Source organism: Xanthomonas sp. LF07-6 (assembly GCF_034105445.1).
GTDB lineage: Bacteria > Pseudomonadota > Gammaproteobacteria > Xanthomonadales > Xanthomonadaceae > Xanthomonas_A > Xanthomonas_A sontii.
In genome coordinates, this window is the sequence record NZ_JAXGGI010000002.1 from 542,084 (window position 1) to 554,503 (window position 12,420).

Consider the following 12,420-nt stretch of genomic DNA (forward strand, 5'->3'; position numbering starts at 1 on the left):
CTCGATCGCTTGAGGTAGACCGATGACTGCAGTGGGTGCACACCCCCGATTGCCGCACCGCCCGATGCCCGCCGCCGCGCGCATCGCGGCGGCCTCCCGCAACGCCTGGCTGGGGTTGTCCCTGCTCGCCTGTGGCAGCCTGCTCGGCGGCTGCGACCGCACCCCGCCGCCAGCGCCGGCGCCCGCGGCCAAGCCTGCCGCAGCGCCGCCGCCGGCCCCGAAACACGATGACGACGACGACAAGACGCCGCTGCCGTTGATCCCGGCGCCGGCCAAGGCCGAGCGCGACGGCGGCACCCTGACCATCGGCACCGGCGCCGTGCTGTCGGTGCCTCTCGACGACGCTGGCGCGCAGCGCGTGGCGCAACAACTGTCGCAATTGCTGAGCAAGACCCGCGGCCTGTCGCTGGAGGTGCGTGCGGAGACCATCCCCGCCGACGGCAGCATCCGCCTGCAGCTCAACCCCAATACCGAGGTCACGCAGGCCGAGGGCTACACGCTGGACGTGGACCCGCGGACCATGCTGATCCAGGCGCGCGAAGAGCGCGGCCTGTTCTACGGCGCGATCAGCGCCTGGCAGTTGATGACCCCGGACGCCGGCAAGGGCGAGGTGGACGTGCCGCAGGTGCATATCCGCGACTGGCCGCGCTTCGGCTGGCGCGGCGTGCTGCTCGACGTGGCGCGGCACTTCCACAGCCCCGACACGGTCAAGCGCCTGCTCGACGCGATGGCCCAGCACAAGCTCAACGTGCTGCACCTGCACCTGACCGACGACCAGGGCTGGCGCATCGAGATCAAGCGCTACCCCAAGCTCACCGAGATCGGCGCCTGGCGCACCCCGCCCGGCGCGGGCACCCACGGCCTGCCCGATCGCTACGGCGGCTTCTACACCCAGGACCAGATCCGCGACCTGGTGGCCTACGCCGCCGAACGCCACATCACCATCGTGCCGGAACTGGACATGCCCGGGCACGCGCAGGCGGCGGTGGCGGCCTATCCGGAACTGGTCGGGGTGACCCGGCAGCGGCCCAAGGTGTCGGTGGACTGGGGCGTCAATCCGTACCTGTTCAACACCAACGACAAGAGCATGACCTTCATCCGCGGCGTGCTGGATGAAGTGCTGCAGCTGTTCCCCTCGCCGTACATCCACATCGGCGGCGACGAAGCGGTCAAGGACCAGTGGGAACGCTCGCCGGCGGTGCGCGCGCAGATGCGCAAGCTCGGCATCAAGGACGCGCATGCGCTGCAGGGCTGGTTCAACCAGCAGCTGGCCGACTACCTGACCCAGCACCAGCGGCGCCTGATCGGCTGGGACGAGATCCTGGAAGGCGGGCTGCCGGCCAGTGCGTCGGTGATGTCCTGGCGCGGCGTGGACGGCGCGGTCGCCGCCGCCAAGCAAGGCCACGACGTGGTGCTGGCACCGGCCGGCTGGATGTACCTGGACAATCTGCAGAGCGCACGCAACGACGAGCCCAACGGCCGCCTGGCCACGCTGCCGCTGCAGAAGGTCTATGGCTTCGACCCGGTGCCGGCGGCGCTCAGCGCCGAGGAGAGCAAGCACGTGCTCGGCGTGCAGGCGGCGCTGTGGAGCGAGTACATCCCCTCCACCTGGCATATCGACCATGCGATGTTCCCGCGACTGAGCGCGGTGGCCGAGGCGGGTTGGTCGCCGATGGCCGCACGCGACTGGAACGGCTTCCTGCAGCGCATGCCGGCGCAGCTGGACCGCTACCGCCTGCAGGGCATCGCCTACGGCGACGGCGCCTTCGCCGCGGACATCGCCGTGCAGGGCGGCGACAACGCCGCGCTGGACAGCGGGAAGGCCACCGTGGTGCTGGGCAACCAGGCCAAGTTCGGCAACTTCCGCTACACCACCGACGGCAGCGAGCCCAAGGCCGACTCGCCGCGCTACACCGCGCCGTTCGCGGTGACTCTGCCGGTCACCGTGCGCGCGGCCACCTACGCCGACGACGGCCGCCTGCTGGCCGCGCCGCGCAGCCGCATCCTCGACCGCGCCAACCTGCTCAGCCGCGACACCCAGGGCCTGGCCTCGTGCGAAGGCAGCGAGTTGGGCCTGCGCGTGCCGCTGCTGCCGGACCTGGCCGACCAGGACACGCCGGTGTTCAACATCGACCTGTTCACCAGTTGCTGGCGCTACGCCGACGCGCGGCTGGACGGCATCGACCGCATCCGCATCGACGCCGCCCGCCTGGCGCGCAACTACGGGCTGGCGCACGACCAGGCCAAGGTCAAGCGCTACCCGGCGCACAGCCCGCGCGGCGAGTTCGAAGTGCGGCTGGGCGACTGCAAGGGCAAGCTGCTGGCGCGGCTGCCGCTGCCGGCCGGCAAGACCCTGGGCGACCAGTTCGCGCTGGAAGCGCGGCTGCCCAAGCAGAGCGGCGTGCACGACCTGTGCCTGCGCTCCACCGCGCCCATCGCCGGCCCGTACTACGCCATCGGCGCCGTTCATCTGATCGACACCGCGGCGCAGGCGCCCCCCGCCGCCGCGCACTGACCACGGAGACCCTCGCATGACCCAGCCGCCCCGCCGCCCCCGTTCCGCGTCGCGCACGCGCCTTCCTGCCCGCCTCGGGTTGCTGCTGGCGTTGGCCTTGCCGGCGCTGGGCCAGGCGGCGGCGCCGACGACGCTGTCGCTGCAACAGGGCTGGCAGGTGCGGCTGGCGCCGGGCGATGCCAACGCCAAGGCGCATCCGAAGGCGGCGCAGTGGCTGCCGGCGCAGGTGCCGGGCACGGTGCAGACCGACCTGATCGCCGCCGGGGTGGTGCCGGATCCGTTCTATCGCGACAACGAAGCGCAGATCCAGTGGGCCGGGCTCAGCGACTGGCAGTACCAGACCCATTTCCAGGTCGATGCGGCCCTGCTGGCGCGCCCGCACCTGGAGCTGGTGTTCGACGGGCTGGACACCTTCGCCGAGGTCTACCTCAACGGCAAGAAACTGCTCGCCGCCGACAACATGTTCCGGCAGTGGCGGGTCGACGCCAAACCGCTGCTCAAGCGCGGCGACAACGTGCTGGAAGTGCGCATCGCCTCGCCGATCAAGAAGATCCAGCCGTGGCTGTCCAAGCAGCCCTATGCGCTGCCCGGCGCCTACGATTCGGCGTTCGGCGACGAGCCGGTGGCGCGGCACAGCTCCACCTACGTGCGCAAGGCACCTTACAACTTCGGCTGGGATTGGGGCCCGCGCATCGTCACCGCCGGCATCTGGCAGGGCGTGCGCCTGGAGGCCTGGGACGCGCTGCGCGTGGACGGCCTGCGCATCGCTCAGCAGCGCGTCGACGCCGACGCGGCGCAGTTGCTGGCGCAGTTGCAGGTGCAGGCCGGCCGCAGCGGCGAGGTGCAACTGGACCTGGACGTGCTCGGCCCCGACGGCCAGCGCGTCGGCCAGTTCAGCCAGCGCGCGGTCGTCGATCCGGGTGCCAATACGCTGACCGTGCCGGTACGCATCGCCAAGCCGCGGCGCTGGTTCCCGGCCGGCTACGGCCGCCAGGACCTGTACACGTTCAAGGCGCAGCTGCGCGATGCCGCGGGCGAGCGCTTCGAGGCGCAGCGCGTCACCGGCCTGCGCAGCGTCGAGTTGCGCCGCGAGAAGGACCAGTGGGGCAAGAGCTTCGCCCTGGTGGTCAACGGCATCCCGGTGTTCGCCAAGGGCGCCAACCTGATTCCGTTCGACAGCTTCCCCACCCGCGTCGACGCCGCGCGCATGCGCGGCTTCCTGCAGTCCGCGCGCGACGCCAACATGAACATGCTGCGCATGTGGGGCGGCGGCCATTACCAGCCTGACAGCTTCTACGAGGATGCCGACCGCCTGGGCATCATGATCTGGCAGGACTTCATGTTCGGCGGCGCGATCCCGCCCTACGACGTCGCGTTCCGCGAGAACACCCGCGCCGAGGCCGAGGAGCAGGTGCGGCGCCTGGGCGATCACCCCAGCATCGTCATCTGGTGCGGCAACAACGAAGTGCAAACTGGCTGGGAGAACTGGGGCGACCGCATCAAGTTCAAGCAGTCGATCGACCCGGAAGAGCGCGAACGCATCGTCCGCGGCATGACCACGCTGTTCGGCACGGTGCTGCGCGAGGCGGTGCAGAAGTACGACAGCGACACCCCGTACTGGGCGACCTCGCCGGGTACCGATTTCGACGGCGCTGCCGACCAGCCCGACGACGGCGACATGCATTACTGGAAGGTCTGGGGCGGCCCGGCGCTGCCGGTCACCGAGTACCTCAACGTGACACCGCGCTTCATGTCCGAATACGGCCTGCAGTCGTTCCCCGAGATGCGCACCATCCGCGCCTTCGCCGAACCCGGCGACCTGCAGCCGGAATCGCCGGTGATGCGCGCGCACCAGAAGTTCGACAAGGGCAACGGCAACCAGCGCCTGCTGCTGTACATCCGCCGCGCCTTCGGCGAGCCCAAGGACTTCGCCAGCTTCGTCTACCTGAGCCAGATCATGCAGGCCGAGGGCATCACCCTGGCCGCCGAACACCTGCGCGCCTCGCGGCCGCAATCGATGGGCTCGCTGTACTGGCAGCTCAACGACGTGTGGCCCGGTGCTTCGTGGTCGAGCGTGGACTACTTCGGCCGCTGGAAGGCGCTGCAGTACCACGCACGCCGCTTCTATGCGCCGGAACTGATCGCCGCACTGCGCGACGACAAGGGCCAGACCACCGTGTCGCTGGTCTCCGACCGCACCACGCCGCTGGCCGCGCGCTGGCGCATGCGGGTGATGGATCTGTCCGGCAAGGTGCTGAGCAAGACCGAGAAGCCGGTGACCCTGGCGCCGCTGTCCAGCGTGCGCGTGGGCAGTTTCAGCGATGCGCAGTTGCTGCGCCGCGCCGATCCGCGCCGCAGCGTGGCGGTGTTCGAGCTGCTCGACGGCGAGCGCGTGCTGTCGCGCACCCTGGTGTACTTCGACGCGGCCAAGCGCCTGCAGTGGCCGCAGGCCGACATCCGCAGCGAGCTGCGCGCCGATGGCGACGGCTACGCGCTGACCCTGAGCAGCGCCACCCTCGCCGCGCAGGTATGGCTGAGCTTCGGCGACCTCGACGTGACCCTGTCCGACAACGCCTTCGACCTGCTGCCGGGCGAACCGCTGACCGTGCGCGTGCACAGCAGCGCCACCCTGGAGCAGGTGCGCGCGGCGCTGCAGGTGCGCGACCTGGGCGGGACCATGGCTGGCGCGCCGGCCGAGCCGGCGGAGGCGAAGTGATGGGCAAGCCGATGTCGCGGGCGGGCGTCACCTTGTGGGAGGGACTTCAGTCCCGAGGGGGCGTTACCGGTAAAGCGTCTGGACGGAAGTCCCTCCCACAAAAGCGCCTCTACCTGGTGCTGTGTGCGATCGGCCTGTTCGCCGCCCCGCTCGCCCATGCCGACGAGGCCGAGGACCGCGCCGCCGCGCTGGTGGCGAAGATGACCCGCGCCGAGAAGATCGCGCAGGCGATGAACGCTGCACCGGCGATCCCGCGCCTGGGCGTGCCGGCCTACGAGTGGTGGAGCGAGGGCCTGCACGGCATCGCCCGCAACGGCGAGGCCACGGTGTTCCCGCAGGCGATCGGCCTGGCCGCGACCTGGAACGCCGAGCTGCTGCACGACGTCGGCACCGTCACCTCCACCGAGGCGCGGGCCAAGTTCAACCTCGCCGGCGGCCCCGGCAAGGACCATCCGCGCTACGCCGGGCTGACCATCTGGTCGCCCAACATCAACATCTTCCGCGACCCGCGCTGGGGCCGCGGCATGGAGACCTACGGCGAGGATCCCTACCTCACCGGACGGCTGGCGGTCGGTTTCATCCACGGCCTGCAGGGCGACGATCCGGCGCATCCGCGCACCATCGCCACGCCCAAGCACCTGGCCGTGCACAGCGGGCCGGAACCGGGCCGCCACGGTTTCGACGTGGACGTGTCGCCGCACGATTTCGAGGCGACCTATTCGCCGGCGTTCCGCGCCGCCATCGTCGACGGCCAGGCCGGCTCGGTGATGTGCGCGTACAACTCGCTGCACGGCACGCCCGCCTGCGCCGCCGACTGGCTGCTCGACGGCCGCGTGCGCGGCGACTGGGGCTTCAAGGGCTTCGTGGTGTCCGATTGCGATGCGATCGACGACATGACCCAGTTCCACTACTACCGCGCCGACAATGCCGGCTCGTCCGCGGCCGCGCTCAAGGCCGGGCACGATCTGAACTGCGGCTACGCCTACCGCGAGCTCGGCATCGCCTTCGACCGCGGCGAAGCCGACGAAGCCCTGCTCGACCGCTCGCTGGTGCGCCTGTTCGCCGCGCGCTACCGGCTCGGCGAACTTCAGCCGCGCCGCAACGATCCGTATGCGCGGCTGGGCGCCAGGGACATCGACAGCGCCGCGCACCGCGCGCTGGCGCTGCAGGCCGCACAGCAATCGCTGGTGCTGCTGAAGAACGCCAACGCCACCCTGCCGCTGCGCCCGGGCCTGCGCCTGGCCGTGCTCGGCCCCAACGCCGACGCGCTGGCCGCGCTAGAAGCCAATTACCAGGGCACCTCGGTGCAGCCGGTGACGCCGCTGCAAGGGCTGCGTACGCGCTTCGGCGCCGCCCAGGTCGCCTATGCGCAGGGTGCGCCGCTGGCCGCCGGCGTGCCCGGCATGATCCCCGAGACCGCCCTGCGCAGCGACGGCAAGCCCGGGCTGCGCGGCGAGTACTTCGACAACCTGGACCTGGCCGGCACGCCGCGCGTGCAGCGCCAGGACCGCGTGGTCGGCTTCAACTGGGACCACGTGGCCCCGGCCAAGGGCGTGGACAAGGATCGCTACTCGGTGCGCTGGAGCGGCGAACTGCTGCCGCCCGGCCCGGGCGACTACACCCTGGCGGTACGCGTGGCGCGCTGCTTCGATTGCGCCGGCCACGACCCGGTGCGCCTGTACATCGACGACCAGCTGGTGGTGGCCGGCAACGCCGAGGACAAGCACGTGCCGGCCGGCATGCACAACGCCGACGGCCGCAACGTCGAGACCGTGCTGCATTTCGACGACGCGACGCCGCGGCGCATCCGCCTGGAACTGGAACACCGCGGCCAGGACCAGGGCCTGCGCCTGGAGTGGCTGGCGCCGCCGGCGCTGCAACTGGCCGAAGCCGAGCGCGCGGTGGCGCAGGCCGACGCGGTGGTGGCCTTCGTCGGTCTGTCGCCGGACGTGGAAGGCGAGGAATTGCGCATCGACGTGCCCGGCTTCGACGGCGGCGACCGCAACGACCTGGCCCTGCCCGCCGCGCAGCAGGCGTTGCTGGAACGGGCCAAGGCCAGCGGCAAGCCGCTGGTCGTGGTGCTGATGAGCGGCAGCGCGGTGGCGTTGAACTGGGCCAAGCAGCATGCCGACGCGATCATCGCCGCCTGGTATCCGGGCCAGTCCGGCGGCACCGCCATCGCCCAGGCGCTGGCCGGCGACATCAACCCCGGCGGGCGCCTGCCGGTGACCTTCTACCGCTCGACCAAGGATCTGCCGCCCTACGTCAGCTACGACATGAAGGGCCGCACGTATCGCTACTTCAAGGGCGAGCCGCTGTTCCCGTTCGGCTACGGGCTGAGCTACACCCAGTTCGCCTACGACGCGCCGCAGCTGTCGACCGCGACGCTGCAGGCCGGCCAGCCGCTGCAGGTGAGCACCACCGTGCGCAACACCGGCGCGCGCGCCGGCGACGAGGTGGTGCAGGTCTACCTGCAGTACCCGCAGCGCGCGCAGTCGCCGCTGCGCAGCCTGGTCGGCTTCCAGCGCGTGCACCTGCAGCCGGGCGAGGCGCGCACGCTGAGCTTCGCATTGGATGCGCGCCAACTCAGCGATGTCGACCGCAGCGGCCAGCGCGCGGTCGAGGCCGGCGACTACCGGCTGTTCGTCGGGGGTGGTCAGCCGGGCACCGGCGCACCCGGCGAGGACGCGGCGTTCTCGATCAGCGGGCGCATGGCCCTGCCGAAGTGAGCGACGGGGCCGCCCACGGCCCCTGTCTACGAAATGCGCCAGCGCATGCGGCGGTGCAGCGTAACGGCCCGACGCGCTGCCGCCGCCGGGCGCCATCCCCGCACGTTCCAGCGTCCTGCTAATTTATTTTTCACGACCTATTGACAGTCTTCCGGGACAGAGGTATCGATAACACGTCGGTGCCGTGCATCGACGATGCCAGATGCGCCGAACGCCGCAGCACTTGCGGCGTTTTCCAGGGCAGTTCCAGGGGTGATGTGCCATGTCATGCAGTCGTCGCAGCCAGGATCGATGCCTCGCCGGAGTTCCGGCGCCCTGCCTGTCGTCCGCGTTCCGCGCGGGCACGCATGGGGGCCGCTGCGCATGACCCGTCGCTACAAGCTGAGCGCGCTGCGTTCGCGCTCCAAGTGCATCGCCGGCTACTCGCCGCCACGCCACTGATCGCCGTTTAACGGTCCGCCCAGCCGGCAGACGCCTCGCGTCGGTCGCCGTTCGCTCTGTCCTGTTCGCACGCCATCCGGCGTGCGGTTCGAGCGCGCGCGCCTTCCGTCCACCGTGTCTGCCATCCAAGAACGCAGCGGCGCGTCGCCTTCGGCGCGTGCCCGCACCGATCACGATCAGCGAGGTGTCACGTGGCAACCCATCCCTATTGCAAGCGCAAGGCGCTGTGCGCCGCCATCCTGGCCATCACCGGCCTTGTCGCCACCGCACCGGCGCTGGCCGGCACCGTGCAGGGCGAACTCAAGGAGCGCAGCAGCGGCAAGCCCGCCGCCCATGCGAAAGTGGCCATCGTCGGCACCGCGCTCAGCGCCGTCACCGACGCCCAGGGCCGCTTCGTCATCGCCGACGTGCCGGCCGGGCAGTACGCACTGCAACTGGACTATCCCGGTTTCAGCGCGCCGGAAACCACCGTGCAGGTCGCCGACAGCGGCGCCGCCACGGTGTCGATCGCGCTGGACGAGGCCAAGCAGTTGCAGACCATCAGCGTGGCGGCCAACCGCTACGACGCCAGCACGCTGAAGATGAATTCCTCGAACACGGTGGACGTGCTCTCGGCCAACGATCTCGAGCACACCGCCGTGCACAACGTCGCCGAGGCGCTGGGCCTGATCGCCGGCATCAACATCACCTACAGCGGCTCGGGCTACTTCGGCGGCGTCGACGGCGCCGCGCGCGGCGAAGGCATGTTCGCCTCGGTGCGCGGCCTGCCCTCCGAGTACAACGTCAACCTGATCGACGGCGTCACCGTCGCCCAGGGCATGCCGTACAGCCGCAGCGTGCAGTTGAGCCTGCTGCCGCCTTCCGGCCTGCAGACCATCGTCGCCAACAAGACCTCCACCGCCGACATGGACGGCGACGCGATCGGCGGCACCCTGGATTTCCGCACGCCCACCGCCTACGACTACAAGGACGCCACCAGCGGCAGCGTCACCGTCAGCGGCCGCGTCGAGAGCCGCGCCCGCGACTACGGCGGCGACGGCCTCGGCGGCGGCCTGGCCGGCGAGTTCCAGCACAAGTTCGGCGACGAGCAGCAGTTCGGCGTCTACGCCAGCGCCTATTACGACTACCGCACCTCGACCAACAGCGAGGTGGCCGCGGCCACCAGCGCGCTCAACGACGGCTCCTGGAAGTTCCTGCATGCCAATGCCGACGGCAGCAACGCCGCCGGCTACGCGCCGCAGGACAACCTGACCAGCACCGGCATGAACGTCGGCGTGGTCGCCGGCTGGGAGCGCCGCTACGGCGGCAACGCCGCCTTCGACTGGAACGTGGACGACACCCTGTCGGTGTACGCACGCGCCACCTACGCCTACGCCAAGACCGACCAGGGCACCACCTTCGTGCAGTTGCTGCCGCAGGACGTCAGCTTCGTGCCGACCGCCACGCCCGGCGTGTATTCGCCCAACATCAACCGCATCGCCGCGCGCTTCTGGTACGAGACCAACCCGGAAATCGCCGACCTGGCCACCTTCCAGGTGGGCGCGCGCAAGACCGCCGGCAACTGGACGCTGTCGCCGAACCTGTTCTACAGCTTCGGCGACAACGACCGCCCCGACCACATCGAGATCGACGGGCGCGAGGACAAGTTCAGCCAGGCCAATTTCGCCTACTCCGGCAGCAGCCTGATGCGCTACGGCAGCGGCGCCTTCCCCTACCCGCAGCTGACCCCGGCGCTGCTGGCGCAGGTCAACAACATTCCGTCGCTGTATGCCAGCAGTTACGGCGAATCGACCAAGATCTACTCCGGGCAGAAGAAGGGCGGCGCCAAGTTCGACGCGCGCTACGACTTCGCCGACGGTGCGCTGACCGCGCTGCAGTTCGGCGTGAAGTACAGCAAGAGCAGCCGCCACTACAGCAACCGCGACTGGTGGACCGGCCCGGTGCCCGACACCAGCACGCTCGGCGACCTGGGCATCTTCAACGGCGGCTACGCGGCGATCTTCCCCGGCAAGTACCACTGGGCCACGCCGCGGGTCAGCGAGGGCGCGGTGGCGCAGGTCATCGCCAACCACCTCACCGACGACGACCTGGATACCTGCGGCAGCGCGTTCTACGTCAACAACTACAACTGCAACACCATGCGCGGCACCGAGGCGGTCAGCGCCGCCTACGCGATGGCGACCTTCTCCTTCGGCAGCCTGGAAGTGGTGCCCGGCGTGCGCTTCGAGCACACCAGCATCCACAACACCTTCTGGACCACGCCCACCGACAGCGACGGCAACCAGCAGGTCGGCTACTTCGCCGCCAACAGCACCCAGTACGACCAGCCGCTGCCGAGCGTGTTCCTGACCTGGCGCCCGGACAGCGCCACCACATACCGCGCCGCGCTGTGGACCAGCTATACGCGGCCGGCGTTCGTGCAGTTGGGCGGCGGCAGCCAGATCAACATCTCCAACGGCATCACCACCATCAGCCAGGGCAACCCGGACCTGAAGGCGATCACCTCGACCAACCTGGATCTGTCCGGCGAATGGGCAACCGATCATGGCGGGTTCTTCTCGGTGGCCGGTTTCTACAAGCGGCTGCACCACTACATCTACGACGCCGGTTCCGGCCAGGCCAATTCGGGCACCAGCGGCAGCGGCACGGTGTTCTACCAGATGCCGACCAATGGCGGCGACGGTCGCGTCTACGGCGTGGAGGTCAGCGCACGGCAGCGCTTCCAGGATCTGCCGGCGCCGTTCGACGGGCTGGGCGTCAGCGCCAACGCCACGCGCCAGCATGCGCACGCCGATCTGGGCATGGTCGGTTTCGAAGACGAGCAGATGCAGTCGGCACCGAATGCGATGGCCAATCTGGAGCTGTTCTACGAGCGCTCGAAGTTCTCGGTGAACCTGAGCTATCACTTCAGCAGTTCGTATCTGCTGAACTACGATTTCCTGCACCAGAACGCGCCGTGGGACGATCTGTGGGCGCGGCCGACGCGGCGGGTGGATCTGCATGCGGGCTATCGGTTCGACAACGGGGTGAATGTGGATCTGTCGATCTCCAATCTCACCAAGGAATACAGTTACTGGGGCCATGTGAGCCGGCACAATCTGGCAGTGTCGGACATCGTGGATGCCGGCATGATGACGTTGTTGACCGTCAAGTACGCGTTCTAGGCCGCGGCGGCGTGCGCACTGGGATACCATCGCGGAGCGTTGCCAGGGTCTTTGCGGGAGCTTCTTCAGTCCCGACGGGACTTATCGACTTCGCCTCGGCCACGCTTTTTGTGGGAGGGACTTCAGTCCCGACGGGCTTTACCGGTGCGGCCTGGACCAGGCTGCATCGGCAGCCCGTTCGAGCAGCGCGCACACCGCTTGTCGTAGGAGCGGCTTCAGCCGCGACAGGCTCTACCGAAACAGCCTGGACCATGGCTCTTGTGGGAGGGACTTCAGTCCCGACGGGCTTTACCGACGCTGCTTGGATCATGCGATCTCAGCAGCTCATACTAGCGGCACACACCGCCGCTCTTGTAGGAGCGGCTTCAGCCGCGACAGGCCCTACCGAAACAGCCTGGACTATGGCTCTTGTGGGAGGGACTTCAGTCCCGATGGGCTTTACCGGTACTGCTTGGGCAGACAAGCAAAAGCAAAAGCTTTCGCCTGGCGGCGAGTCACTTTTCTTTGCTTGTGCAAAGAAAAGTAACCAAAAGAAAGCACACCCCGCCTTCGCGCCCGCTGCGCGGGTCCGCTCCGCTAGCGGGATTTTCGGACGGGGCATCCTGCCCCGGCCGAAAACGGCGCACATCCTTGTGCGCCGCCCCCCTGCGGGGGGTTTGACCCGCCAGCTCCGCCGCTGCGGAGGGGACCCGGGAAGAGCAAAAGCTGAAGAGCAACAGCAACAGCAACAGCAACAGCAAGATCAGCATCAGCAATACCAAGTTAATTCGTGGATCGACACCGTCGATGCAGTTGGTGTCACGACGCCCGACTTTGTTTCCTGCATCCAACACTCCTCTCCTTCCTTCGGGACTT

General features: G+C 69.1%; 5 protein-coding genes. 4 read left to right on the forward strand and 1 reads right to left on the reverse strand.

Features of this window, described 5'->3' with window-relative positions; translation table 11 throughout:
• Positions 1-22 precede the first annotated feature (22 nt).
• The 4 genes from SLW56_RS06915 to SLW56_RS06930 all read left to right on the forward strand — a co-directional run bounded on the left by SLW56_RS06915 (position 23) and on the right by SLW56_RS06930 (position 11,565).
• Positions 23-2,515 (forward strand): family 20 glycosylhydrolase, encoded by a 2,493-nt coding sequence (locus SLW56_RS06915; RefSeq protein WP_320694546.1) that lies wholly within the window; start codon positions 23-25, stop codon positions 2,513-2,515.
• A gap of 16 nt (positions 2,516-2,531) precedes the next feature.
• A complete protein-coding gene (locus SLW56_RS06920) occupies positions 2,532-5,231 on the forward strand; it encodes a glycoside hydrolase family 2 protein (protein WP_320694547.1) in 2,700 nt (899 codons plus the stop codon).
• Positions 5,231-7,960 carry a glycoside hydrolase family 3 C-terminal domain-containing protein gene (locus tag SLW56_RS06925; protein ID WP_320694548.1) on the forward strand — a complete coding sequence of 910 codons (2,730 nt, stop codon included), beginning with the start codon at positions 5,231-5,233 and terminating at the stop codon, positions 7,958-7,960. The genes SLW56_RS06920 and SLW56_RS06925 overlap by 1 nt, the downstream gene beginning before the upstream one ends.
• 632 nt (positions 7,961-8,592) lie before the next feature.
• Complete coding sequence (locus SLW56_RS06930; RefSeq protein ID WP_320694549.1) at positions 8,593-11,565, forward strand: TonB-dependent receptor; 2,973 nt, start codon at positions 8,593-8,595, stop codon at positions 11,563-11,565.
• A 494-nt stretch (positions 11,566-12,059) separates the two neighbouring features.
• Here SLW56_RS06930 and SLW56_RS06935 read toward each other — a convergent pair whose 3' ends face one another.
• Complete coding sequence (locus tag SLW56_RS06935; RefSeq protein ID WP_320694550.1) at positions 12,060-12,395, reverse strand: hypothetical protein; 336 nt, start codon at positions 12,393-12,395, stop codon at positions 12,060-12,062.
• Between the last annotated feature and the right edge of the window lie 25 nt (positions 12,396-12,420).